Here is a 22,323-nt window from a genome sequence, read left to right on the forward strand (position 1 = left end):
CCCGCGAGATCCTAGCGCAGCACCCGCCCGAACAGAGCCAAGGCCCAGCCCGTCGCCGCGACGAACAACGCCGGATCGTAGCGCGGCCCCTCGTCGCGCAGGAAGGCATGCTGTCCGTTCACCTCATGCCATTCGTAGGTCGCGCCGACCGCCTCGAGCCGCGCCCGGATCGTCTCGCGCCCGGCGAAGGGCACATGCGGGTCCTGCCGCCCGAATACGAACAGCGTCTCGGCGCGCAACTCCGCCATCCGCGCGAGGCTGTCGTCCGACCGCCCGGCGCCCAACAGACCCGAATGGATATCGGTCGGATAGAAAAACGCCGCCGCGCTCACCCGCGGGTCGAGCGCCGCGCGATAGGCGAGATGCCCGCCGAGACAGACGCCGACCGTCCCCAGCCGCCCCGAACAGGCCGAATGCCCGGCCAACGCATCCAGCACCAACGCTGCATCGGCATCGAAGCCCGCGACCGGCTTGGTGACCTTGAGATCGTTGCCGCGCGCGGTGCCTTCGGCATCGTAGCGCAACACCGTCCCCGGCGCCTCATAGTCGTGATAGACCTCGGGCACCGCGACGACATAGCCATGGCCGGCGAAGAACGCCGCCAGCCGCCGGATCGGGTCGGTGACCTGGTAGATCTCCGAATAGAGCACCAGCCCGGGGAACCGCCCCTCCCCCGCCGGCCGGAACCAATGCACCCGCATCGTCCCACCCGCCGCGGTCGGCAGATCGTCCTGTTCGTCGCTGCGCAGGATCATCAGATCGAATCCCCGGTCAGCCGCTGGCAGACCATGTCGAGCTGATCGAGCGTCGAATAGGTCAGCGTGATCGTCCCGCCCTTCTCGCTATGCGCGATGCGGACGTGCAGCCCGAGCAGATCGGACAATTGCCGTTCCAGCGCCGCGATGTCCGCGTCCGGTGCGGGTGCCGGCGAACGGTCGCGATTGCCCCCTGCCCGCTCCGGCTTGGCGCCCTTGGCGAGCTTTTCGGTCTCGCGCACCGACAGGCCGCGCGCCACCACCTGTTCGGCGAGCATCTCGACGTCGCGCGACCCGAGCAACGCGCGCGCATGCCCCATCGACAGCGAGCCATCGGTCACCCGATCCTGCACCGCCTCAGGTAATTCCAACAATCTCAATAGGTTAGCGACGTGGCTGCGCGACTTGTGGACGATCTTGGCGAGCGCCTCCTGCGTATGGCCATATTCGCCGGCGAGCCGCTGATAGGCCTGCGCCTCTTCGATCGCATTGAGATCCTGGCGCTGGATGTTCTCGATCAGCGCGATCTCGAGCGTCTGCGCATCGTCGAAGTCGCGGACGACGACGGGCACCTCGTGCAGCCGCGCACGCTGCGCCGCCCGCCAGCGCCGCTCGCCCGCGACGATCTGATAATCGTGGCCATGCGGTCGCACGACGATCGGCTGGATCAGCCCGCGCGACGCGATCGATGCCGCCAGCTCGTCGAGCAGCGCATCGTCGAAATGGCGCCGCGGCTGGCCGGGATGCGGGGTCAGCGCGCTGACCGGCAACATGCGCACGCCGGACGGGACCTTGCCCTCGGCACCGGGACTGACCGGGGCCTCGCTCGCCATCTCGCCGAGCAGCGCGCTCAGGCCACGGCCGAGCCCCGCGGGCCGGCTGCGCTTCGCCGCATCGCTCATGCCGCCGCCGCGGTTGCGGGAGGCTGCGGCAGACGCGCGATCAGCTCGCGGGCGAGATCGATATAGGCCTGCGACCCCGAACAGCGATAATCGTAGATCAGCGCCGGCAGCCCGTGGCTCGGCGCCTCCGACAGGCGGACGTTGCGCGGAATCACCGTATCGAACACCACCTGCCCCAGCACCGCACGCACGTCGGCCGACACCTGCTCGGTCAGCCGGTTGCGGCGATCGTACATCGTCAGCGCAACGCCGAGGATCGCCAGGCCGGGATTGAACCGCTCGCGGATGCGCTCGACGGTCGTCAGCAATTGCGACAGCCCCTCCAGCGCGAAGAATTCGCATTGCAGCGGCACCAGCAATTTGTCCGCGGCGACCATCGCGTTGATCGTCAGCAGCCCCAGCGACGGCGGACAATCGATCAGCACGATATCCCAGCGGTCCTTGGTCTGTGCGAGCGCGCGATCGAGACGATGCGTCCGGTGTTCGAACTCGACCAGCTCGATCTCCGCTCCCGACAGATCCTGCGTCGCCGGCACCAGATCGAGCCGCGGCACCTTGGTGGTGATCACCGTGTCGCCGATCTCGGCCTCGCCGATCAGCACGTGATAGCTCGAGCGGCCACGCTGCGCCTGGCTGATCCCGAGCCCGGTCGAGGCATTGCCCTGCGGATCGAGGTCGATCAGCAATACGGTCTTGCCCGTCGCCGACAGAGCGGTGGCGAGGTTGATCGCACTGGTGGTCTTGCCCACGCCGCCCTTCTGGTTGGCCACCGCAATACAGGTCATCGCGCGCGTCCTTGGTTGCGATCCACGATCAGGATCGAGGATTGAGGATCGGTCAAACTATGTTCCACGTGAAACATTCTGGTCCGGTCACGCTGTAGGCGGGCCAATTCTTCGGCCTCGATCCGTCCGCGGGGGAGGATCCAGCGTGTTGCTGGTGTGGCGCAATGCTCGGCCGCTTGCAAAAGCTTTTCTACCGATGCGACCGCGCGTGCCGAGATTATCGCGAACCGCCCTTCGATCCCCTCGACCTTGGCCGCCGAAACGGTGGCATGATGCAACTCAAGCCGCTCGACACACGCTTGCAGGAACGCCGCCCGCTTCTTGCGCGGTTCAACCATCGTCACCGGATCGTCGCGCAAGATCGCGACCACCATTCCGGGGAAACCACCGCCGGTCCCGATATCGAGCCACGACCCACCCGAGTGTTTCACGTGGAACAATAACTGCGCCGAATCCACCCCGTGCCGCGCCCAGATGGACGCGACGCTCGCCGGCGAGATCAAATTCTGGAGTTCGTTCTCTTCGCGAACGAGGTCGAGGAAGGTCGCCACCTGTGCGGTCTTGGTCTCGCCGAACCGATCGACGAACCAGGCCCGTGCGTCATCCTCGGTCATGCGGCCCGCCGCTGCGCATAAAGATAGATCGCCGACAGCGCCGCGGGCGTTACGCCGCGCACCCGCGCCGCCGCGCCGAGCGACGCCGGACGCGCCTTGCCGAGCCGGTCGATCATCTCGTTCGACAATCCGGGGATCGCCGCATAATCCAGCTCCGCCGCGAGGGGCACCGCCTCGTCGCGGCGCATCCGCGCGACCTCCTCCGCCTGTCGCTCGATATAGGGAGCATAGCGCGCATCCTCGACGACCTCGTCGACGATCGCCGCCGGTGCCATCTGCCGCACCCCCGGCGCGACGCGGTCGAGATCGAGCTCGCCCATCCGCAGCCATTCGTACAGGCTACGACGGCTGCCATCCTGCGCGACATGGACGCCCGCCGCCGCAATCCCCGCGGCGGTGACCGTCTGCGTCAGCGCGTCGCGCACCGCCGCTTTTGCCTCCCCCCGGCGACGCTGCTGCGCCAGCCGCTCGTCACCGAGGCACCCGAGCATCTCGGCAATCGGACCAAGCCGCGTCTCGGCATTGTCGGCGCGCAACGACAGCCGGTATTCCGCGCGCGCGGTCAGCATCCGATACGGCTCGGTGACGCCTTGCAGGACAAGGTCGTCGATCATGACGCCGGTATAGCTCGACGCGCGGTCGAGCACGCACGGCGCCAGATCGCATGCCGTGGCCGCAGCATTGAGGCCCGCGACGAGCCCCTGCCCCGCCGCCTCCTCATAGCCCGTCGTGCCGTTGAGCTGGCCCGCGCAATAGACGCCGGGGATCGCCGCCAGCGCCAGCGTCGCATCGAGCGCCCGCGGGTCGAGGTAATCATATTCCACCGCATAGCCGGGCATGGTGATCCGCGCCCGCTCCAGTCCGGCAATACTGCGGATCATCGCCGCCTGCACGTCGGTCGGCAGCGAGGTCGACAGGCCGTTGGGATAGACGGTGGTATCGTCCAGCCCCTCGGGTTCGAGGAACACCTGATGCCCGTCACGGTCGCCGAAGCGATGCACCTTGTCCTCGATCGAGGGACAGTAGCGCGGCCCCTGCCCTTCGATCGCACCGCCGAACAGCGGCGACCGGTCGAGCCCGCCACGGATCAGGTCATGCGTCGCCGCGGTCGTCCGCGTCACCGCGCAGGCGATCTGCGGCAGCAGCCGGCGTTCGGTCATCGGCGACATCGTCCAGAGCTGGACGTCCGACCGCTGTTCCTCGAGCTGCGCCCAATCGATCGTCCGCCCGTCGAGCCGCGGCGGCGTCCCGGTCTTCAACCGGCTGAGCGGCAGCGCCAGCGCGCGCAATTGCTCGGCGAGCTTGCGCGCCGGCCGCTCGCCGATCCGGCCACCCTCGTGACGCTCGTCGCCACGGAACATGCGCCCGCCAAGGAACGTACCCGTGGCCAATACCACCGTCCTGCCACCGATGCGGCTGCCGTCACCCAGCACGACACCATCGACGCGCGCGCCATTGAGACTAAGCGCCTCGACATCCCCCTCGGCGATCGTCAGCATCGGCAGCCCGGCAAGCATCCGCCGGATCGCCGCAGCATAGCGCCGGCGGTCGGCCTGCACCCGCGGCCCCTGCACCGCCGCGCCCTTGCTGCGATTGAGCATCCGATAATGGATCGCCGCGGCATCGGCGGCCCGCCCGATCAGCCCGTCGAAGGCATCGACCTCGCGGACGATATGCCCCTTGCCGAGGCCGCCAATCGCGGGATTGCACGACATCGCGCCGATCTGTCCGCGGTCATGACTGAGAAGAAGGGTCCGGGCGCCCCGCCGCGCGGCAGCCGCGGCGGCTTCGGTTCCGGCGTGGCCACCGCCAACGACGATCACGTCATACATGCCGTTCGCCTATGCGAGCAGAGACCGGAGGTCAAAAGTGTTCCACGTGGAACACGACATTTGGGCGCCAATTCTATGTTTCACGTGGAACATTCACCCGCGAATGTTCCTCCGCGGCACCCGCCCTAACCCCGCTATCGATCGCGACGTTCCACGTGGAACATCACTTCCCAATGCAAAAGCGCCCGAATAACGTGTCGAGCATCACCTCCGTCGCGTCGATCCCGAGTATCCCGCCGAGCGCCCGTATCGCCAGCCGCAGCTGCTCCGCGACGATCAAGGCATCCGCCTCGTCCCGCTCGATCGCCGCCAGCGCTGCCGCACAGGCCGCCCGCTCGCTTTCCCGAAACGCGATCGCATCCCCCCGCGGCATCAACGCCTCCGCCCGCGCCGCGATCATCTCCCAGAGCCGCTCGACGCTCGCCGCATCGGACTGCGCCACGGCAACGTCCGCATCGATAATCGCCCCCCGCCCCGGCGCATCGCTCCGCGCCTGCACCCAGATCGCGTCCGCGCGCGGCGGCGCATCATCGCCGAGCCACAGCAACAAATCGGCGCGCACGATCGCTCCTGCCGCGCGCTCCACCCCGATCCGCTCGATGGGATCGTCGCTCTCGGTCAGCCCCGCGGTATCGGTCAGCACATAGACGAGGCCGGCCCGTGTCACCGTCGCCTCGATCCGGTCGCGCGTCGTCCCCGCGATCGCCGAGACGATCGCGACCTCGCGCTGACTGAGCAGATTGATCAGCGTCGACTTGCCGCTGTTCGGCGGTCCGGCGAGCACGACCTGTACGCCATCGCGCAAGCGCTCGACCGGCGGCATCGCGAGCACGCCGCGCAGGTCCGCCGCAAGGTTCGCCAGCCCTTCGCGCACCGCACCCATCTGATCGGTGCCGACATCGTCCTCATCGGCGAAGTCGAGCTGCGCCTCGGTCACTGCGGCGAGCATCGCCAACCGGTCGAGCCAGCTGCGCACGCGCTGGCTGACCATCCCTTCCGCCGCGGCAAGCGCCGCGACCCGCTGCCGCTCGGTATCCGCCGACAGCAGGTCGGCGAGGCCCGCCGCCTCCGCCAGATCGATCCGCCCGTTGGTCAGCGCCCGCCGGGTAAACTCACCGGCCAGCGCCGGACGCAATCCGGGCTGCATCCCGAGCACGCGCAGCATCGCCGCGATCACCGCCCGCCCGCCGTGACAATGCAGTTCGGCTAGGTCCTCGCCCGTCGCACTCGCCGGCCCGGGAAACGCCAGCACCAACGCGCGGTCGAGCAGCGCACCCTCCGCATCGCGCAACGCGCGCACCCGCGCGGTCCGCGCCGGTGGCACGCTGCCCGCGATCCGCGCCACTGCGGCGAACGCCTGCGCCCCGCTCACCCGGATCACGCCGATCCCCGCGGGCGCCGCACCGCTCGACAGCGCGAAGATCGTGTCGCTCAATTGCCCGTCTTCCCCCCGCCGGTTGCCTGGTCGAACATCTGCCGCCACATCGCCAGTCCGGCATCGCCCATCGGCGCCCAGTTCTTCATCATCGTCTCGAGCAGCTCGGGTCGCACCTGTCCGTTCATCGCTTCGAGCAGTGACGCGACATAGCGATCGTGCAGCGGCGTCAGATCGGGCAGTCCCATCGCCCGCCGCGCCTCCTCCGGGGTCAGATCCACGTTCACCGTCAGCTTCATACGCGTCGCCCCTTGAGCAGCCTTCAGCCCCGCTGCATAGCTCAGCGCGCTCTTACGCGCGAGAGGACCCCCATGACCAAGACCATCCAGATCGAGACACGCGACGACCGCGGCCGCTTCGACGTCTACGTCGCCGAACCCGTCGGTACGCCACGCGCGGCGATCGTCGTCATCCAGGAGATTTTCGGCGTCAACGCCGGCATTCGCGCCAAGGCGGACGCCTTCGCCGCCGACGGCTATCTCGCCCTCGCCCCCGACCTGTTCTGGCAGATCGCGCCGGGCATCCAGCTCGATCCCGACGTCCCCGCCGAAATGCAGCAGGCGCTCGGGCTGATGGGCCAATTCGATCAGGGCGCCGGCGTCCGCGACATCGAGGCGACGATCCGCACCGCGCGGACGCTGCTCAACGACGCCCAGACGGGCACCGGGCTCGCCGCCAAGGTCGGCGCGGTCGGCTATTGCCTCGGCGGCCGCCTCGCCTTCATGACCGCCGCCCGCACCGACGTCGACGCCTCGGTTGGCTATTACGGCGTCGGCATCGACGGGCTGCTCGGCGAGAAACATGCCATCGCCAATCCCGTCCTCCTCCACGTGCCGCAGGAGGATCATTTCGTCGACAAGGACGCACAGGGCCGGATGCACGCCGGCCTCGACGATCACCCCAAGGTGACGCTCCACGATTACCCCGGCGAGGATCACGGCTTCGCCGCGCAATTCGGCAACCGCCGCTCCGAGGACGCCGCCCGCCTCGCCGACGAACGCACCGCCGCCTTCTTCGCGGAGCATCTCGGCTAAGCCCGCGCGATAGCGCCGAATTGGATACGAAAGCCGCTGCGAAACATTGATTTTACTTCTTATTCTCTTCTGGCGGTCGATGAGCCGCCAGGAGAGGAAAAGCATGTATTTCGAAAAGTATCAGCAGGGCGCGCAATGGCGTTGGCGGTTGAAGGCCGCCAATCATGAGATCATCGCATCCGGCGAAGGCTACGTCTACGAATCGGGCTGCGACAACGCGATCAATCTTGTGAAGGGTACGAACGCGACGACGCCGGTCTACCGACGCTAGAACGAAAAAGGGGGGCTCGACGGCCCCCCTTTCTGCATCAGAACAAGGTCAGCACCCCGACCTGTGGGTCGACGACCCCTTCGTAAATCATCTTGCCCGCGACGTAGAGGATCACCAGCAGCCCGACATAGGCGATCCAGCGGTAACGCTCGATATATTTGGCGATCAGGTTCGCCGCGATCCCCATCATCGCCACCGACAGCAGCAGGCCGATGATCAGGATGCCGGGATGCTCGCGCGCCGCACCGGCGACCGCCAGCACGTTGTCGAGGCTCATCGAGACATCGGCGACCGCCACCGCCCAGGCCGCCGCGGCGAAGCTCTTGGCAGGCTTCAGCCCCGACGTCTCGTCGCCGTCCACCTCGGGCGAACCGGCGTTGCCGTGCTCGCGCAGCTCGCGCCACATCTTCCACGCCACCCAGAGCAGCAGGATGCCGCCCGCGAAGATCAGCCCGATCACGCCGAGCAGCCAGCTCACCGCCAGCGCGAAGACGATACGCAGCACCAGCGCCGCCATGATCCCGATCAGGATCACCTTCTTGCGCTGATCGACCGGCAGGCCCGCGGCAAGCGCGCCGACGACGATCGCATTGTCGCCGGCGAGCACCACGTCGATCATCAGCACCTGGATGAAGGCGGCGAGCGCGGCGGGGGAGCCGATATTGGAAAAGTCGTTGAGGATATGCTGCCAGATCTCGGCCGGAGACCCCGGCCCGCTGGCGGCGGCGGCGCTCAGCATGGCGATGATGGACACGTTTCAAACTCCCGGTTGATCATAGGTCCATAACGCAGCGACGCGCGAAAGCCATGCTTCCGCGCGTCGCGCTATCGTGATGGCCCCCGCGCGCCGGCCGATGGATCGACCGGCACGGGGCGAACGCACGGGTTACTGGTTCATGCTGTCGAAGAAATCCTCGTTGGTCTTCGAATTCTTCATCTTGTCGAGCAGGAATTCCATCGCGTCGATCGTCCCCATCTGCATGAGGATGCGGCGCAGCACCCACTGTTTGGAGAGCTTGTCCTTGTCGACCAGCAGTTCTTCCTTGCGGGTGCCCGACTTGCCGACGTCGAGCGCCGGGAAGACGCGCTTGTCCGCGACCTTGCGGTCGAGCACGATCTCGGAATTGCCGGTGCCCTTGAACTCCTCGAAGATCACCTCGTCCATGCGGCTGCCGGTGTCGATCAGCGCAGTGGCGATGATCGACAGCGAGCCGCCCTCCTCGATGTTGCGCGCCGCGCCGAAGAAGCGCTTGGGGCGCTGCAAGGCGTTGGCGTCGACACCGCCGGTCAGTACCTTGCCCGACGACGGCACGACGGTGTTGTACGCGCGGCCGAGGCGGGTGATGCTGTCGAGCAGGATCACGACGTCCTTCTTGTGCTCGACGAGGCGCTTGGCCTTTTCGATCACCATCTCGGCGACCTGGACGTGGCGCTGCGCCGGCTCGTCGAAGGTCGACGACACCACTTCGCCCTTCACGCTGCGCTGCATGTCGGTGACCTCTTCGGGCCGCTCGTCGATCAGCAGCACGATCAGGAACACCTCGGGGTGATTGTCCGAGATCGCGCGCGCGATGTTCTGGAGCATCACCGTCTTGCCGACGCGCGGCGGCGCGACGATCAGCGTGCGCTGGCCCTTGCCCTGCGGCGAGACGATGTCGATGACGCGCGCCGACTTGTCCTTCTGCGTCGGATCGGCCGGGTCGAGCGTCAGCTTCGATTCCGGATAGAGCGGCGTGAGGTTGTCGAAATTGACGCGATGGCGGACCGCCTCGGGATCGTCGAAATTGACGCTGGTCAGCTTGGTCAGCGCGAAATAGCGCTCGCCGTCCTTGGGCGCGCGGATCTCGCCCTCGACGGTGTCGCCGGTGCGCAGGCCGTGCTTGCGGACCTGGTTGGGCGAGACGTAGATGTCGTCCGGCCCGGCGAGGTAATTGGCCTCGGGGCTGCGCAGGAAGCCGAAGCCGTCCTGCAGGACCTCGATCGTGCCGAGGCCCATGATCTGGTCGCCATTCTCGGCCTGCACCTTCAGGATCGCGAACAGCAGATCCTGCTTGCGCAGCGTCGAGGCGCCCTCGACCCCCAGCTCTTCGGCCATGCTGACCAGCTCGGCGGGGGTCTTTTTCTTCAAGTCTCTAAGATGCATGGAATAATCCGAATGCGTAAGCGGGGGAGTGGCTCAAATCGGCGAAGGACTCGCAGCGACGATAGCCAAGGAGGAACGCGGAACCACCGGACGGCAGCTCTACGCGTGTTCAGGAGGTAAGAGCGTGGAGGGGGTTCGTCAAGCGGACTTAGAGCAAGCCGGCGTAATCGCGCGCACCGTGCAAGACGCGGAGGATGAGGACGGCATCACCCTCGATCAAATAGAAGATCAGATAGCTGCCATGGCTGCGATGTCGTACGCCCCGCTTTTCAAAGCGTTGAACCAATGGAAATCCGCGCGGCAAGCTGGTTAGCTGCCCGCATTTCGCTTGCAAAGCCTGCACGAGGCCAACCGCTCGAACGGGATCGGTCTTTGCGACGTAATCGCCGATCTCCCGAAGGTCCGCCCTCGCCTCTTTGGTGAACTGGACGATCATTCGCCGTGCGGAAGCATCGCCCGATAGCGTGCTTCCAGTTCCGCAAACACCTCCTCCGCCGGATAGGTGCGCCCGGCATCGGCATCCGCCAATCCCAGATCGATGGCGGTATGTAAGGCACGCAGCCGCGCTTCGCGCTCCTGAACGAGACGCACGCCTTCCCGCAGCACCTCGCTCTTCGAATTATACCGCCCGGTCTGCACTAGGTCGGCGACGAATGTCTCGAGCTGCTGCCCCAAATCCGCACTGATCATCACCGCCTCCAGCAACGCCCCGGTAGCTATCAACTATTATCAAAACGGCTTTACGAACACCAGTACGACGATCACCGCACCGGCCAGCGCCGGCACCTCGTTGATCATCCGCAACCGCCGCCCGTCGAGCCTCATCACGCCCCGCGCCAGCGTCTTGGCATAGCCCACAGCCCAGCCGTGATAGCCCGACAGCACCAGCACGAAGAGCAATTTGGCGTGCAGCCACCCCTCGCTCCAATGTTGGCCGATCGTCGCCAGCGTCAGCCCGAGCACCCACACCACGATCATCGCCGGGGTCAGGATGATCACGCGCAGCTTGCTCTCGCGCTCGACCCACAAGGCCGCCTCCTCGGTCCGCCCGGCGACCAGCGCCTCCTGATGATAGACCAGATAGCGCGGCAGCATGAACAGCCCCGCCATCCAGAAGATGACGAAGATCACATGCGCCGCGACGATCCACAGATAGGCGCCTGACAACAACTCCATCACGATCCCCTCACCCGCGCGACCAGATGCTCGACATGCGCGATCGGCGTGAACTGGCCGATGCCGTGCCCCAGGTTGAAGACGTGCGGCCGGTCGCGGAACGCCGCGAGCACCCGGTCGATCCCGTCGTCCAGCGCCGCCCCGCCGGCGAGCAGCGCCAGCGGATCGAGATTGCCCTGCACCGGCAGCCCCGCGGGCAGCATTGCATCCGCCCACAGCGGATCGACCGTCTCGTCGAGCCCGATCGCATCGACGCCGGTCTCGCGGGCATAGGCCGGCAGCTTGCCGCCTGCCCCCTTGGGAAAGCCGATGATGCACGCCTCCGGACAGCGCGCGCGCAGGCCCGCGACGATCGCCGCATTGGGGGCGATCACCCAGCGTTCGAACTGTGCCGGCGACAGTGACCCCGCCCAGCTGTCGAACAGCTGCACCGCCTCGACGCCCGCCGCGATCTGCCGCGCCAGATAGTCGATCGTCATCGTCACGATCGCAGCGATGATCGCATCGAACGCCGCCGGGTCGGCATAAGCGAAGCCGCGCGTCTCGCTCTGGTCCTTCGACCCGGCGCCCGCGACCATATAGGTCGCAACCGTCCACGGTGACCCCGCAAAGCCCAGAAACGTCGTCTCGGGCGGCAAGGCGGCGGCCACCCGCTCGCACGTACCGTAAACCGGCTCGAGCCGCTCAGGCACCCGCTGCAGCGCCGCCAGCGCGTGATCGACGAGTGGTGGCGTCAGCCGCGGTCCCTCGCCCGGCCCGAAGGTCAGATCCTGGCCCAGCGCCCAGGGCACCATCAGGATGTCGGAGAACAGGATGGCGCCGTCGAAGCCGAAGCGCCGGATCGGTTGCACCGTCACTTCCGCCGCCGCCTCGGGATCGGTGGCGAGCGCCAGGAAGCCGCCCTTCTCCGCCCGCAGCGCGCGATACTCGGGAAGGTAGCGCCCCGCCTGACGCATGAGCCACATCGGCGGCACTGACGGTTTCGCACCCTTGAGGACGGCAAGGAGCGGCTTGTTCACAGGATCGGACAGGGCCTTCTTCCTATCTAAGAAGAATCTAGAAAAGATTGTTGCAGTGGTTGGCACGTGGAACGCGGGATAAAGCGTTTCGTCCCGTAATCACCCACAGGTTGACCGGCAAGGATCGGGGATTCACCGGGGATTCGGGGCAGGCCGTCAACACGATCCACAGCCTGTGGATAAAACCATGCCCTGTGTGCGCAATTGTGGATGGAATGCGGGTTGTCCACCGCCGCCGGGTCGCTTGGCGGGGGTGCCGACTTGCCCTATCCCTTATGCCCATGTTGTCCACAGGTCTGCCCCGGAGCGCGCGATGATGCGCCTCCACCTCCACCTCCTCTCGGACTCGACCGGCGAGACGCTGGAGAACATCGCCAAGGCGGCGCTCGCCCAATATGACGACGTCGAGACGGTCCGCCATTTCTGGCCGATGGTGCGGACCGAGGCGCACCTCGAACGCATCCTGCAGGAGATCGCGCAGAATCCGGGGCTGGTGGTCTTCACGCTGGTCAACGTCGCGACGCGCCGCATCCTCGAACAGCGCTGCCTCGCGCTCGGCCTGCCCGCGGTGGCGCCGCTCGATCCGGTCAACGACGCCTTGTCCGGTCTGCTCGGCCAGCAGGCCAAGGCGCGCCCCGGTCGCCAGCACGTGCTCGACGCCGCCTATTTCGCGCGCGTCGACGCGATCCAGTGGACGATCGCGCACGACGACGGCATCGCCTCGGAGGATTGGGAGGAAGCGGAGATCGTCCTCGCCGGCGTCTCGCGCTCGTCGAAGACGCCGACCTCGATCTATCTCGCCAACCGCGGCTGGAAGACCGCGAACATCCCGGTGGTGGTCGAGAGCCCGCCGCCGCGCATCCTGTTCACGCTGAAGAATCCGCTGGTCGTCGGCCTCACCACCAGCGCCGACCGGCTGATCCAGATCCGCCGCAACCGCCTGCTCTCGCTCAACCAGATGCCCGACACCCCCTATGTCGAGGAGGAAGCGGTGACGCGCGAGATCGCTTATGCGCGCCGCATGTTCGCCGACAACGGCTGGCCGGTGATCGACGTCACCCGCCGCTCGATCGAGGAAACCGCCGCCGCGATCATCGCGCTGGCCAACGACCGCAAGGCGACGCGGACGTGACCGCGATGCGCACGGCCCCCGCCCCCGCTCCGTCACCCCGGCCTTGCGCCGGGGTCCCGCTTCTTCAGGCGGCGGGAAGAAGCGGGATGCCGGATCAAGTCCGGCATGACGGGAATGTAAATTCTGTCGCAACACGCCAAATGGTCATCTGCAAAAGCACCTGCCTCCGCGGGGATGACGTCCGGTCTGCAAAGACCCCCTTTCCGTCATCCCGGCGAAAGCCGGGGACCCATGGACACGGGCGGCCGACGTGGCGCGCCACAACCAGCCGCATCGCCCCCATGGCTCCCCGCCTGCGCCGGGACGACAAAGCGGGGACAAACACCGCAATGACGAAAGCCCCCGCATGATTCTCCTCGCCTCGCAGAGCGCCTCCCGTCGCGCGATGCTCGCCGCCGCCGGCGTGCCGTTCGAGGCGACCGCCGCCGGCGTCGACGAGGAGGCCGCCAAGGCCGCCCTCGCCGGCAGCAAGCCGCGCGACCTCGCCGACGCGCTCGCCGAACTGAAGGCGGTCAAGGTCAGCCTCCGCTATCCCGGCCAGCTCGTGCTCGGCAGCGACAGCGTCGTCGCGCTCGCCGACGGCAGCCTGCTCGACAAGCCCGAAAGCCGCGACCAGGCCGCCGATCACCTGACCCGCATGTCGGGCGCGCGCCACGATCTGTGGAGCGCCGCGGTGATCGCCGAGAACGGCCGCCCGGTCTGGCGCCACGTCGAGGCGGCGAAGATGCACGTCCGCCCGCTCTCCCCCGGCTTCATCCAATCGTATCTCGACATGGAATGGCCGGCGATCGCCGGCTGCGTCGGCTGCTACCGGATCGAAGGCCCCGGCGCGCAGCTGTTCAGCCGGATCGAGGGCAGCCAGTTCACCGTGCTCGGCCTGCCGCTGCTCAACGTCCTCGACTATCTCCGGACCCGCGAAATGATCCCCGCATGACCCTTCCCTATGCCCCCGCCGGCGAAGGCCGGCCCTACGCAGAAGTGATCGGCGACCCCATCGCCCAGTCGAAATCGCCGATCATCCATCGCTTCTGGCTCGATCAGCTCGGCCTCGACGCGGACTATCGCAAGACGCTGGTGACGGCAGAGGACCTGCCCGCCTTCTTCGCCGCACGTCGTGACGACCCGGACTGGCGCGGCTGCAACGTCACCATGCCGCACAAGCTCGCCGCGCTCGACCATGTCGACGATCGCGGCGACGTGCGCGGCGGCATCGGCGCGCTCAACACCGTCTTCCGCGCCGAGGATGGCGTCGCGGTCGGTACCAACACCGACGCCGGCGGCTTCTACGCACCGCTCGCCGGTTTCGATTTCACCGGCCGCGCGGTGACGGTGATCGGCGCCGGTGGCGCGGCGCGCGCGATCCTGTTCGCGCTCGCCCGGATGGCGGTCGGCCCGGTCACGCTGCTCAATCGTAACGTATTGAAAGCAGGCGTTTTGTTATCGGCCTTCGGGCTCAAGGGCCAGGCGCTGCCGCTGTCGGCCCCTTTGCCCCCGGACACCGGCCTGCTGGTCAACGCCAGCACGCTCGGCATGACCGGCCAGCCCCCGCTCGACCTCGATCTGCGTGAACTTGGTGAAGATAGCGTCGTCTACGACATCGTCTATTCGCCGCTCGAGACGCCCCTCCTCGCCGCCGCCCGCGCCCGCGGACTGGAGACGGTCGACGGGCTCGAGATGCTGATCGGCCAGGCCGCCCTCGCCTTCGAACTGTTCTTCGGCGCCGAACCGCCGCGCGATCGCGACGACGACCTGCGCGAGGCACTGCTGGCGTGACGATATTGGGCCTCACCGGCTCGATCGGCATGGGCAAGTCGACGGTGGCGGCGATGTTCGCGGCCGAGGGCGTCCCCGTCTTCGACGCCGATGCCGCGGTTCATCGCCTGCAAGGCCCCGGCGGCCGGCTCGTCGCGGCGATCGCGGCGGCCTTTCCCGGCACCACCGGTGCGGAGGGAGTGAATCGCCCTGCCCTCGCCGCCGCGGTCCTCGGCGACGATGCCGCGATGAAGCGGCTCGAGGCGATCGTCCATCCCGCCGTCGCCGGGGAGCGCGCCGCCTTCCTCGCCGCCCATGCCGGTGCGCCGCTCGTCGTCTTCGACGTGCCGCTGCTCTTCGAAACGGGCGGCGACCGCCACGTCGACGCCGTCGCGGTCGTCTCCGCCGCGCCCGAGGTCCAGCGCGCGCGGACGCTCGCCCGCCCCGGCATGACCGCGGCCAAGTTCGACGCGATCCTCGCCCGCCAGCTCCCCGACGCCGACAAGCGCGCCCGCGCCACCTATGTCATCGCCACCGACGTCCCGCTTGAGCGGACGCGTGCGGCGGTTCGCCACGTCATCGCTTGCATGGCGCCGCCGGCAGGCTGATAAAGGTGGGATGCGCGAGATCGTCTTCGACACCGAAACCACCGGCCTGAGCTTCGCCGGTGGTGACCGGCTGGTGGAGATCGGCTGCGTCGAGATGGTCAACCGCGTCGAGACCGGCCGCACCTTCCACGCTTATTATCACCCGGAACGCAACATGCCCGCCGAAGCGCAGGCGGTGCACGGCATCTCCGAAGCCTTCCTCAGCGACAAGCCGAAGTTCGCGCAGGGTGTGGACGAGCTGATCGAATTCCTCGGCGACGCGCCGCTGGTCGCGCATAACGCCGGCTTCGACTTCTCCTTCCTCAACGGCGAGCTCCAGCGCTGCGGCCGGCCGATCGTCCACGTCAAACGGATGGTCGACACGCTGCAGATCGCGCGCAGCCGCCATCCCGGCGCCAAGCATACGCTCGACGCTTTGTGTTCGCGCTTCGGCGTGGATCGGTCGCACCGCGTCCTCCACGGCGCGCTGCTCGATGCGCAGCTCCTTGCGCAGGTCTATGTCGAACTGCTCGGCGGTCGCCAGATCGGGCTCGGCCTGGTCAGCGACGCGCCCATCGCCACCACGACGCAGGTCGCGGTACGCCGCCCCGTCACCGTCCGTCCGCCGCGCGTTTTCCGCCCGTCGGACGCGGAACTTGCAGCGCACGCAGCATTTGTTTCGAAGTTACAGGATCCGCTTTGGGGGGTCGGGGCGTTGGAATGACGTCAACCGGGTGAAGGCCAACAGGCCAGCCCACAATGATGGAGAATATAATGGATATCCGGATTTCTGGTCATCAGGTCGCGACCGGCGACGCGCTCAAGGATCATGTGAGCGACCGACTCCAGGGTATCGCCACCAAGCATTTCGAACGCGCCATCTCCGCCGAGGTGACGTTCGGCAAGGGGCCGCACGACGTCGGCTTCAAATGCGATATCGTCGTCCACGTCATGAAGGGCCTGGTGCTCAAGGGCAGTCACCAGGCGCAGGAGGCGCATCCCGCGTTCGACGGGGCGGCCGCCAAGATCGAGACGCAGCTGCGCCGCTACATGCGCCGCCTCAAGGACCGCCACGCCGGCGAGGCCGCGGCGATCCAGGAGGACATGGGCTATGACAATGCCGGTTACACCCTGTTCCAGGAATCGGCCCCGAGCGAGGAGGATGTCGGCGACGCACCGCTGATCATCGCCGAGACGCGCGTCGACGTGCCCGATGCCAGCGTGTCCGATGCGGTGATGATGCTCGATCTGCGCAACACCGCGGCGCTGCTGTTCCGCAATGCGGGTACCGGTTCGTACAACATGGTCTATCGCCGCGGCGACGGCACGATCGGTTGGGTCGAGCCGCAGCGCGAGCAGGCGGTCCAGTCCGCCGCACGCTGACCTTCCCCCGCCCCGCCGGTTCCGTTAGAGGCCCGGCGGGGCCTTTCGTTTATTCGAGTAACGCATGCACGACTTCAGCGATCTGCTGCGCCCCGAGGCGGTCTATGAGGGCGTGGCCGTCGCGCACAAGAAGGCGCTGTTCACCCAGCTCTGCACCGCCGCGGACGCGCTCGGCCTCGACGGCCGACTGGCCGCCGAGCGGCTGGCGGCGCGCGAGAAGCTCGGCTCGACCGGCTTCGGCGGCGGCGTCGCCATCCCCCACGCCCGCCTGCCCGATGTGTCCGGCGTCACCGGAGTCTTCATGCGACTCGCCCAGCCGATCGAATTCGATGCGGTCGACGACCTGCCGGTCGATCTCGTCTTCATGCTGGTCTCACCGGTCGACGCGGGGGCGGAGCATCTCAAGGCGCTCGCCCGCGTCTCGCGGCGGCTGCGCGACCGCACCTTCCTCGCCAAGTTGCGCGGCGCGGGATCGCGCGATGCGCTCTATGCCCTGTTTACCGCCGACGCCGCGCGCGATGCCGCCTGACGCCGGCGCGCTGGCGCATTATCGCGCGCTGGAATCGCTCTATGCCGCGGCGCCGATCAACCGCCTGTTCGAATCCCGCCTGGAGATCGTCGAGGCAGGCGTCGCGCGCATCCACTTCCGGCTGACCGAGGATCATTATCACGCCGCCGGCGCGGTCCATGGCACCAGCTATTTCAAGATGCTCGACGACGCCGCTTTCTATGCGGCGAACAGCCTCGTCACCGACCGCTTCCTGCTCACCACCGCGTTCAACCTGCTGCTGACCCGGCCGCTGAAGGCCGGGCCGGTCGTCGCCGAGGGCCGCTGGATCAGCGGCAAGCGCCGCGTCTACGTCGCCGACGCGCGGCTGATCGACGCCGAGGGCGAGGAGGTCGCGCGCGGTACCGGCACCTTCATGCGCTCGCAGATCGCGCTGTCGGGCCTGCCCGGCTATCGGAGCGCATGACCGGCCGGCTGCCGACGCATCTGATCGTCGGCGCGCTGCTGAGGCGGGTCAACGACGCTGGCGGCATCGCGATGGTGCGTGCCAAGGGCGAGGCTCAGGGCGGCGCGATCCTGCTGCTGATCGAGGATCGCCACGGCCCGACGCGTGTGCTCGAACGCCGGATCGACTTCGACGGGCAAGCCACTCTGACCGATTCGGACCAGACCGAGGATGCCGAGGCCTATTGGCGGCGGCGGCGCCAATCCGATCCGGATTTGTGGGTAATCGAACTGGACATCCCGGAAGCCGAACGGTTCGCCGCTGAAACGATCGCGTCGAATTGACTCATGACAGCGGTGTGACGAAGGCCACGCGCACAGTGAATGCGCGTTGTGCTGTGCCTGGGTGCGATCCGGGTCGGTGACGCAGTCGGGGGGATGCCCGGACGATCGGCTTGGCCGATCGGGTCCGTGGTCCAACCGCATATCGAATACGTAGATGACGATTATGCAGCGCGCCGCGGCCATCGCGGCGATGACTTTCTCTCTGGCGGGCCTCATCAGCCACAGCTCGCCCGTCAAGGCCTCGGACATCGACCGGACGTCGATTCCCGCGCCGGCCTCGACCATTCAGATCATCAACACGGTCAGCCCCGTGTCGGTTCCCGTTCCCGCCGCCAGCGCCACGCCGCAGGCCGCCGCGACGGTCGAGCCGATCCCCACGGAGCAGCAGGCCGAAGACGACCGTTTCAACACCCTCGCCGAAGCCGTCGCCGCGCAGGACGCCGACCGGGTCGACGCGACGCAGCGCTGCCTCGCCGGCGCGATCTATTTCGAATCGAAGGGCGAGCCGCTCGCCGGACAGCTCGCCGTCGCCAACGTGATCATCAACCGCTCGAAGTCGGGCCGTTTCCCGACCGAGGTCTGCTCGGTGGTCAAGCAGCGCGGCCAGTTCAGCTTCGTGCGTGGCGGTGAGATCCCGTCGATCGACGAAGGCCGCGCCGCCTATCGCACCGCGCTCGCCGTCGCCAAGATCGCGCTCGCCGCGGCGTGGGAAAGCCCCGCCCCCAAGGCGCTGTTCTTCAACACGCCCAACCGCCGCCCCGCCGGCAACGTCACCAAGATCGCGATGATCGGCAACCACGTCTTCTATCGTTGATCGATCCGGGCAGGCTTGTCCTGTTCGCATAATGTTCCTAAGCGGGGGTCATGTTGGACATGGCCCCCGCTTCGTGTTTGGACGGCGGCGATCCCGCGATCTGTGCTGCGGATGTCGCCCGCGGCGTGACGCGGATGCTGCTGCGCCACGATATCACCACCATAGCCGAGGTCCCGCTCGAGGGCGGCCGTCGCGCCGACCTGATGGCGATCGACGCGCGCGGCCAGCTGATCGTGGTCGAGATCAAGGTGTCGCGCGCCGACCTGCTCGGCGACGGCAAGTGGCCGGACTATCTCGCGCATTGCGACCGTTATTATTGGGCGGTGCCGGCGGGGTTCGACACCGCGCCGCTCGACGGTGCGGCGTTCCTGCCCGAACGCACCGGGGTGATCGTCGCCGACCGCTATGACGCCGCGATCATCCGCGAGGCGCATACCGTGCCGCTTCCTGCACATGTGCGCAAACGCGGCACCCTGGCCTTCGCGCGCCGCGCGGCGCGCCGCCTGACCGGACTCGTCGATCCCGAAGCGTTCAGCGCATAGCGTAGAGGGCCAGGCTTACAATTGGTGCCCGGTCCGATCGCGCTTGGTCGCGAGATAGCGCGCGTTATGCGGGTTGGGCGGCAGCTGGTGCGGCACCCGCTCCACCACGCGTACCCCGGCCGCTTCCAGTCCCGCCACTTTCGCCGGATTGTTGGTCATCAACCGCACCGCCCGCTGCCCGAGCAGGTCCAGCATCCGTGCCGCCACGCCGAAATCGCGCGCGTCGATCGCAAAGCCCAGCCGCACGTTGGCGTCGACGGTATCGAATCCCTGATCCTGCAGGGCATAGGCGCGCAGCTTGTTGACCAGCCCAATCCCGCGCCCCTCCTGTCGCAGATAGAGTAGGATGCCCCAGCCGTTCGCCGCGATCGCCGCGATCGCGGCGCGCAATTGCGGGCCGCAATCGCATTTGAGGCTGCCGAGCACGTCGCCGGTCAGACATTCGCTGTGCAACCGCACCAGCGGCGGATTGCCATCGGGCTGGCCGATCAGCAGCGCGACATGCTCGTCGCTCGAGTCGGGCGCGCGGAAGGCGACGATCTCCGCATCCTCGGCACCGTCGACCGGCAGGCGCGCGCGTGTGGCGAGGTGCAGCGCGCGCGCGTCCTGATGCGCGTCGATCGCCGCGGGGGCGATCGTGACTTCGGGACCGCTGCCGTCGATGAAGAAGGCGGGGAGCAGCCCGGCGATCCGCGCCAGCCGGATCGCGGCGAGGCTCGCGGCGGGCCGCGTCACCGCCGTGGTGCGGAACGGCCCCTTGAGCGGCGTCGCCAGATCAAATTGCGGATCGGCGAGCGCCACCGCGGTGCTGAAGTCGAGCCACGGCGCCGCCTCGATTACTACCGGCGTATCGGGATCGGCGGCGGCGAGCTGATTGGTCAGCTTCAGCGTCGCGGCGCGACCGTCCGAGATCAGCAGCGGACCGACCCCGCCCGTCATGAAGGTCTCCCGTCCGCACGGATCGGCGGTCTCGACCGCGAGCAGGGGCAGGGGGGGCTCGCCGGGGGCATGGATCGCGATCGGCCAGCCGCGGCGCAGCGCGTCGATCGCCCGCGCGACGTCGCGTGCGCCGCTCAAAAGGCGAACTCGGTCATGATCGGCACATGGTCCGACGGCGTCAGCCAGCTGCGGCAATCCTCGAACACCGTATGAGCGCGCGCCGCCTTGGCCGCGTCGCCGCTCGCCCACATATGATCCAGCCGCCGGCCGCGATCGTTCTTGGTGAAATCGGGCGAGCGATAGCTCCACCAGGTATGCAGCCGCGCCGGGGCAGGGTGGAAGTGGCGGCCGAGATCGACCCAGTCGTTCGACGCCTGCAACCGGTCGAGCGCCGCGACCTCGATCGGCGTATGGCTGACCGTCTTGAGCAGCGCCTTGTGGCTCCACACGTCGCTCGGCAACGGTGCGATGTTGAAGTCGCCGGTGAGGATCGTCGGGCCATCCAGGCGTGCCGACCAATCGGTCATCCGCTCGAGAAAATCGAGCTTCTGCCCGAACTTGGGGTTCACATCGCGATCGGGCACGTCGCCGCCGGCGGGAACGTAGACGTTCTCCAGCCGCACGCCGTTAGGCAGGCGGACGCCGACGTGGCGCGCCTCGCGATTGGCCTGCCAGTCGAAGCGGTCGTCCTCGGCAATCGGCACCCGGCTGAGGATCGCGACGCCATGGTGCATGCGCTGGCCATGGATGACGATATGGTCGTAGCCGAGGCTGCGGAACATCTCGAACGGGAAGTCCTCGTCGACCACCTTGGTTTCCTGCAGGCACAGGATATCGGGCTCCGCCTCGCGCAGGAACTGCTCGACGATGGCGATCCGGAAGCGGACGGAATTGATATTCCAGGAGACGATCTTCACCGCCGCCATGTAGCGAGCGCCAGCGGGTATCGCCAGAGCGACGACATCCTAACGGATCGGCGTGCCGCACCATCCCATCAAGCCGGCAAGGACCGCCGATAGGGGCCGGAAACGGAAAGGCCCCCGCTCCGGGGGCATGGAGCGAGGGCCGACCTGGCGTTCGTCACGCAGGCGGGAAGTGGGTCTAGTCATCCGGGCAACAGGGGGAAAAATCCCGGACGCCCCACATCCGCGAGGAGGCTTCTACCCGCGCGAACCTGTCGCGGCGATGAATGGCGCCGGGACTTCCCGTTCATTATCGGGTATTTGCCCTCCGCGGGTCGACCCATTTGAACGTTCCGTCGCTAACCGCCCCGCCGAAGCGCTGATTGGCGAGGCGAATCGTCGTGCGGTTGTTCTGGCTGTCGAGCTGCACCCAGCCCTGCAACGCCAGCCCCGCCGGCGCCGCGGCGTCGCGCGCGAAGATCATCGTGATCCGGCCGATCTCGGGATGTTTGGGATCGTTCGCCTCGACCGAGACGACGCGATCGTTGCCGGTCTGCACCACCCGGGCATAGCGGGTGATGTCGCGGCCGGGATCGAGCAGGACCCCCAGCGGCGAGTTCTTGATCGGCCAGCGCTGCACCTGGCGGACGGAATAGTCGATGAAGGTCAGCGCGCCGCCCTCCGCGACGATCAGGATCGGCACGCCCTTCTCATATTGGAAGCGCAGCTTGCCGGGCTTCTTGAGCGTGAAGGTGCCGGTCAGCACCTTGCCGTTGCGGTCGGTCTGGGTGAAGTCCGCCGTCATCGTCGTGATCGACTGGAGGTGGCGCTGTACCGCGGCGAGGTCGCCGGTCGCCTGGGCCGGCAGCGCGGCGGGAGCCACGATCGCGGCGATTGCTAGAGCGTATCGGATCATGCGGGTCCTGTGGTCCTGTGGCATTGAACGACCGCTTAACCGCGCAAGGGGCGGGGAGGGTCCGTCCCCCACCCTTCGACCGGCTCAGGACGA

29 protein-coding genes are annotated in these 22,323 nt (G+C 67.6%); 13 read left to right on the plus strand and 16 right to left on the minus strand.

Annotated features, from left to right (window positions below; translation table 11 throughout):
• Positions 1–11: 11 nt before the first annotated feature.
• The 7 genes from AC07U4_RS08990 to AC07U4_RS09020 form a co-directional block, all read right to left on the minus strand.
• On the minus strand, positions 12–755 hold the full coding sequence (locus AC07U4_RS08990; RefSeq protein WP_495195189.1) for a dienelactone hydrolase family protein: 744 nt from the start codon (positions 753–755) through the stop codon (positions 12–14).
• Positions 755–1,657, minus strand: coding sequence for a ParB/RepB/Spo0J family partition protein (locus AC07U4_RS08995; protein WP_038664661.1), 903 nt, complete (start codon positions 1,655–1,657; stop codon positions 755–757). Before AC07U4_RS08995 ends, AC07U4_RS08990 begins: the two co-directional genes overlap by 1 nt.
• Entirely contained in the window at positions 1,654–2,442 is a 789-nt protein-coding gene (locus AC07U4_RS09000) for a ParA family protein (protein WP_038664658.1), read from the minus strand. The genes AC07U4_RS08995 and AC07U4_RS09000 overlap by 4 nt, the downstream gene beginning before the upstream one ends.
• Complete coding sequence (gene rsmG / locus AC07U4_RS09005; protein WP_495195190.1) at positions 2,439–3,056, minus strand: 16S rRNA (guanine(527)-N(7))-methyltransferase RsmG; 618 nt, start codon at positions 3,054–3,056, stop codon at positions 2,439–2,441. The genes AC07U4_RS09000 and rsmG overlap by 4 nt, the downstream gene beginning before the upstream one ends.
• Complete coding sequence (gene mnmG, locus AC07U4_RS09010; RefSeq protein WP_495195191.1) at positions 3,053–4,888, minus strand: tRNA uridine-5-carboxymethylaminomethyl(34) synthesis enzyme MnmG; 1,836 nt, start codon at positions 4,886–4,888, stop codon at positions 3,053–3,055. Before mnmG ends, rsmG begins: the two co-directional genes overlap by 4 nt.
• A gap of 163 nt (positions 4,889–5,051) precedes the next feature.
• Positions 5,052–6,323, minus strand: a complete 1,272-nt coding sequence (gene mnmE, locus AC07U4_RS09015) for a tRNA uridine-5-carboxymethylaminomethyl(34) synthesis GTPase MnmE (RefSeq protein ID WP_495195192.1) — start codon at positions 6,321–6,323, stop codon at positions 5,052–5,054.
• Positions 6,320–6,562 (minus strand): DUF6489 family protein, encoded by a 243-nt coding sequence (locus AC07U4_RS09020; RefSeq protein ID WP_038664647.1) that lies wholly within the window; start codon positions 6,560–6,562, stop codon positions 6,320–6,322. The genes mnmE and AC07U4_RS09020 overlap by 4 nt, the downstream gene beginning before the upstream one ends.
• 72 nt (positions 6,563–6,634) lie before the next feature.
• Here AC07U4_RS09020 and AC07U4_RS09025 point away from each other — a divergent pair, with 72 nt between their 5' ends.
• Both AC07U4_RS09025 and AC07U4_RS09030 read left to right on the plus strand, forming a co-directional pair.
• The gene (locus AC07U4_RS09025) at positions 6,635–7,357 is read left to right on the plus strand and encodes a dienelactone hydrolase family protein (RefSeq protein WP_495195193.1); all 723 of its coding nucleotides are present in this window, start codon (positions 6,635–6,637) and stop codon (positions 7,355–7,357) included.
• Between the two features lie 103 nt (positions 7,358–7,460).
• Positions 7,461–7,628 (plus strand): YegP family protein, encoded by a 168-nt coding sequence (locus tag AC07U4_RS09030; RefSeq protein WP_137897647.1) that lies wholly within the window; start codon positions 7,461–7,463, stop codon positions 7,626–7,628.
• Positions 7,629–7,665: 37 nt separating this feature from the next.
• On the opposite strand, the gene AC07U4_RS09035 is transcribed toward AC07U4_RS09030, so the two are convergent.
• The 6 genes from AC07U4_RS09035 to hemE form a co-directional block, all read right to left on the minus strand.
• Positions 7,666–8,367: a TerC family protein gene (locus tag AC07U4_RS09035; RefSeq protein ID WP_179944589.1), complete on the minus strand. Its 702-nt coding sequence runs from the start codon at positions 8,365–8,367 to the stop codon at positions 7,666–7,668.
• Between the two features lie 147 nt (positions 8,368–8,514).
• The gene (gene rho / locus AC07U4_RS09040) at positions 8,515–9,771 is read right to left on the minus strand and encodes a transcription termination factor Rho (RefSeq protein ID WP_038664639.1); all 1,257 of its coding nucleotides are present in this window, start codon (positions 9,769–9,771) and stop codon (positions 8,515–8,517) included.
• Positions 9,772–9,919: 148 nt separating this feature from the next.
• Positions 9,920–10,207 carry a type II toxin-antitoxin system RelE/ParE family toxin gene (locus AC07U4_RS09045; RefSeq protein WP_495195194.1) on the minus strand — a complete coding sequence of 96 codons (288 nt, stop codon included), beginning with the start codon at positions 10,205–10,207 and terminating at the stop codon, positions 9,920–9,922.
• The gene (locus AC07U4_RS09050; RefSeq protein WP_495195195.1) at positions 10,204–10,461 is read right to left on the minus strand and encodes a type II toxin-antitoxin system ParD family antitoxin; all 258 of its coding nucleotides are present in this window, start codon (positions 10,459–10,461) and stop codon (positions 10,204–10,206) included. Before AC07U4_RS09050 ends, AC07U4_RS09045 begins: the two co-directional genes overlap by 4 nt.
• 39 nt (positions 10,462–10,500) lie before the next feature.
• The gene (locus AC07U4_RS09055) at positions 10,501–10,947 is read right to left on the minus strand and encodes a CopD family protein (RefSeq protein ID WP_495195196.1); all 447 of its coding nucleotides are present in this window, start codon (positions 10,945–10,947) and stop codon (positions 10,501–10,503) included.
• Positions 10,947–11,966 (minus strand): uroporphyrinogen decarboxylase, encoded by a 1,020-nt coding sequence (hemE, locus tag AC07U4_RS09060; RefSeq protein WP_495195197.1) that lies wholly within the window; start codon positions 11,964–11,966, stop codon positions 10,947–10,949. Before hemE ends, AC07U4_RS09055 begins: the two co-directional genes overlap by 1 nt.
• 313 nt (positions 11,967–12,279) lie before the next feature.
• On the opposite strand from hemE, the gene AC07U4_RS09065 reads away from it, so the two are divergent.
• The 11 genes from AC07U4_RS09065 to AC07U4_RS09115 all read left to right on the plus strand — a co-directional run bounded on the left by AC07U4_RS09065 (position 12,280) and on the right by AC07U4_RS09115 (position 19,473).
• On the plus strand, positions 12,280–13,098 hold the full coding sequence (locus tag AC07U4_RS09065) for a pyruvate, water dikinase regulatory protein (RefSeq protein ID WP_038664630.1): 819 nt from the start codon (positions 12,280–12,282) through the stop codon (positions 13,096–13,098).
• A 346-nt stretch (positions 13,099–13,444) separates the two neighbouring features.
• Positions 13,445–14,032, plus strand: coding sequence for a Maf family protein (locus tag AC07U4_RS09070; protein WP_495195198.1), 588 nt, complete (start codon positions 13,445–13,447; stop codon positions 14,030–14,032).
• Entirely contained in the window at positions 14,029–14,871 is an 843-nt protein-coding gene (gene aroE / locus AC07U4_RS09075; RefSeq protein ID WP_495195199.1) for a shikimate dehydrogenase, read from the plus strand. Before AC07U4_RS09070 ends, aroE begins: the two co-directional genes overlap by 4 nt.
• Positions 14,868–15,458: a dephospho-CoA kinase gene (gene coaE / locus AC07U4_RS09080; RefSeq protein ID WP_495195200.1), complete on the plus strand. Its 591-nt coding sequence runs from the start codon at positions 14,868–14,870 to the stop codon at positions 15,456–15,458. Before aroE ends, coaE begins: the two co-directional genes overlap by 4 nt.
• Positions 15,459–15,468: 10 nt before the next feature.
• Positions 15,469–16,161, plus strand: coding sequence for a DNA polymerase III subunit epsilon (dnaQ, locus tag AC07U4_RS09085; RefSeq protein ID WP_038664627.1), 693 nt, complete (start codon positions 15,469–15,471; stop codon positions 16,159–16,161).
• Positions 16,162–16,211: 50 nt separating this feature from the next.
• Complete coding sequence (hpf, locus tag AC07U4_RS09090) at positions 16,212–16,820, plus strand: ribosome hibernation-promoting factor, HPF/YfiA family (RefSeq protein ID WP_038664624.1); 609 nt, start codon at positions 16,212–16,214, stop codon at positions 16,818–16,820.
• Positions 16,821–16,884: 64 nt separating this feature from the next.
• Complete coding sequence (locus tag AC07U4_RS09095; RefSeq protein WP_495195201.1) at positions 16,885–17,349, plus strand: PTS sugar transporter subunit IIA; 465 nt, start codon at positions 16,885–16,887, stop codon at positions 17,347–17,349.
• Positions 17,339–17,794: a PaaI family thioesterase gene (locus AC07U4_RS09100; protein ID WP_038664619.1), complete on the plus strand. Its 456-nt coding sequence runs from the start codon at positions 17,339–17,341 to the stop codon at positions 17,792–17,794. The genes AC07U4_RS09095 and AC07U4_RS09100 overlap by 11 nt, the downstream gene beginning before the upstream one ends.
• Positions 17,791–18,117, plus strand: a complete 327-nt coding sequence (locus tag AC07U4_RS09105; protein WP_137897588.1) for a DUF1491 family protein — start codon at positions 17,791–17,793, stop codon at positions 18,115–18,117. The genes AC07U4_RS09100 and AC07U4_RS09105 overlap by 4 nt, the downstream gene beginning before the upstream one ends.
• 154 nt (positions 18,118–18,271) lie before the next feature.
• Positions 18,272–18,931 carry a cell wall hydrolase gene (locus tag AC07U4_RS09110; RefSeq protein WP_495195202.1) on the plus strand — a complete coding sequence of 220 codons (660 nt, stop codon included), beginning with the start codon at positions 18,272–18,274 and terminating at the stop codon, positions 18,929–18,931.
• Between the two features lie 50 nt (positions 18,932–18,981).
• A complete protein-coding gene (locus AC07U4_RS09115) occupies positions 18,982–19,473 on the plus strand; it encodes an MmcB family DNA repair protein (RefSeq protein WP_038664611.1) in 492 nt (163 codons plus the stop codon).
• Positions 19,474–19,488: 15 nt separating this feature from the next.
• On the opposite strand, the gene ribA is transcribed toward AC07U4_RS09115, so the two are convergent.
• From ribA to AC07U4_RS09130, 3 genes are all read right to left on the minus strand, one after another.
• Positions 19,489–20,550, minus strand: a complete 1,062-nt coding sequence (gene ribA, locus AC07U4_RS09120; protein WP_495195203.1) for a GTP cyclohydrolase II — start codon at positions 20,548–20,550, stop codon at positions 19,489–19,491.
• A complete protein-coding gene (locus tag AC07U4_RS09125) occupies positions 20,547–21,338 on the minus strand; it encodes an exodeoxyribonuclease III (RefSeq protein ID WP_495179624.1) in 792 nt (263 codons plus the stop codon). Before AC07U4_RS09125 ends, ribA begins: the two co-directional genes overlap by 4 nt.
• Positions 21,339–21,624: 286 nt before the next feature.
• Positions 21,625–22,230, minus strand: coding sequence for a LolA family protein (locus AC07U4_RS09130; protein ID WP_137897593.1), 606 nt, complete (start codon positions 22,228–22,230; stop codon positions 21,625–21,627).
• Positions 22,231–22,323: the final 93 nt, after the last annotated feature.

It is taken from the genome of Sphingomonas sp. GW821-FHT02B09 (genome assembly GCF_059421875.1).

Bases quoted from the DNA above. Each gene is read 5' to 3' on its own strand.
- AC07U4_RS08990 (WP_495195189.1), bottom strand. From the start codon at position 755: ATGATCCTGCGCAGCGACGAACAGGACGATCTGCCGACCGCGGCGGGT.
- AC07U4_RS08995 (WP_038664661.1), bottom strand. From the start codon at position 1,657: ATGAGCGATGCGGCGAAGCGCAGCCGGCCCGCGGGGCTCGGCCGTGGC.
- AC07U4_RS09000 (WP_038664658.1), bottom strand. From the start codon at position 2,442: ATGACCTGTATTGCGGTGGCCAACCAGAAGGGCGGCGTGGGCAAGACC.
- rsmG (WP_495195190.1), bottom strand. From the start codon at position 3,056: ATGACCGAGGATGACGCACGGGCCTGGTTCGTCGATCGGTTCGGCGAG.
- mnmG (WP_495195191.1), bottom strand. From the start codon at position 4,888: ATGTATGACGTGATCGTCGTTGGCGGTGGCCACGCCGGAACCGAAGCC.
- AC07U4_RS09020 (WP_038664647.1), bottom strand. From the start codon at position 6,562: ATGAAGCTGACGGTGAACGTGGATCTGACCCCGGAGGAGGCGCGGCGG.
- AC07U4_RS09025 (WP_495195193.1), top strand. From the start codon at position 6,635: ATGACCAAGACCATCCAGATCGAGACACGCGACGACCGCGGCCGCTTC.
- AC07U4_RS09030 (WP_137897647.1), top strand. From the start codon at position 7,461: ATGTATTTCGAAAAGTATCAGCAGGGCGCGCAATGGCGTTGGCGGTTG.
- AC07U4_RS09035 (WP_179944589.1), bottom strand. From the start codon at position 8,367: ATGCTGAGCGCCGCCGCCGCCAGCGGGCCGGGGTCTCCGGCCGAGATC.
- rho (WP_038664639.1), bottom strand. From the start codon at position 9,771: ATGCATCTTAGAGACTTGAAGAAAAAGACCCCCGCCGAGCTGGTCAGC.
- AC07U4_RS09045 (WP_495195194.1), bottom strand. From the start codon at position 10,207: ATGATCGTCCAGTTCACCAAAGAGGCGAGGGCGGACCTTCGGGAGATC.
- AC07U4_RS09050 (WP_495195195.1), bottom strand. From the start codon at position 10,461: ATGATCAGTGCGGATTTGGGGCAGCAGCTCGAGACATTCGTCGCCGAC.
- AC07U4_RS09055 (WP_495195196.1), bottom strand. From the start codon at position 10,947: ATGGAGTTGTTGTCAGGCGCCTATCTGTGGATCGTCGCGGCGCATGTG.
- AC07U4_RS09065 (WP_038664630.1), top strand. From the start codon at position 12,280: ATGATGCGCCTCCACCTCCACCTCCTCTCGGACTCGACCGGCGAGACG.
- AC07U4_RS09070 (WP_495195198.1), top strand. From the start codon at position 13,445: ATGATTCTCCTCGCCTCGCAGAGCGCCTCCCGTCGCGCGATGCTCGCC.
- aroE (WP_495195199.1), top strand. From the start codon at position 14,029: ATGACCCTTCCCTATGCCCCCGCCGGCGAAGGCCGGCCCTACGCAGAA.
- dnaQ (WP_038664627.1), top strand. From the start codon at position 15,469: ATGCGCGAGATCGTCTTCGACACCGAAACCACCGGCCTGAGCTTCGCC.
- hpf (WP_038664624.1), top strand. From the start codon at position 16,212: ATGGATATCCGGATTTCTGGTCATCAGGTCGCGACCGGCGACGCGCTC.
- AC07U4_RS09095 (WP_495195201.1), top strand. From the start codon at position 16,885: ATGCACGACTTCAGCGATCTGCTGCGCCCCGAGGCGGTCTATGAGGGC.
- AC07U4_RS09100 (WP_038664619.1), top strand. From the start codon at position 17,339: ATGCCGCCTGACGCCGGCGCGCTGGCGCATTATCGCGCGCTGGAATCG.
- AC07U4_RS09105 (WP_137897588.1), top strand. From the start codon at position 17,791: ATGACCGGCCGGCTGCCGACGCATCTGATCGTCGGCGCGCTGCTGAGG.
- AC07U4_RS09110 (WP_495195202.1), top strand. From the start codon at position 18,272: ATGACGATTATGCAGCGCGCCGCGGCCATCGCGGCGATGACTTTCTCT.
- AC07U4_RS09115 (WP_038664611.1), top strand. From the start codon at position 18,982: ATGTTGGACATGGCCCCCGCTTCGTGTTTGGACGGCGGCGATCCCGCG.
- AC07U4_RS09125 (WP_495179624.1), bottom strand. From the start codon at position 21,338: ATGGCGGCGGTGAAGATCGTCTCCTGGAATATCAATTCCGTCCGCTTC.
- AC07U4_RS09130 (WP_137897593.1), bottom strand. From the start codon at position 22,230: ATGATCCGATACGCTCTAGCAATCGCCGCGATCGTGGCTCCCGCCGCG.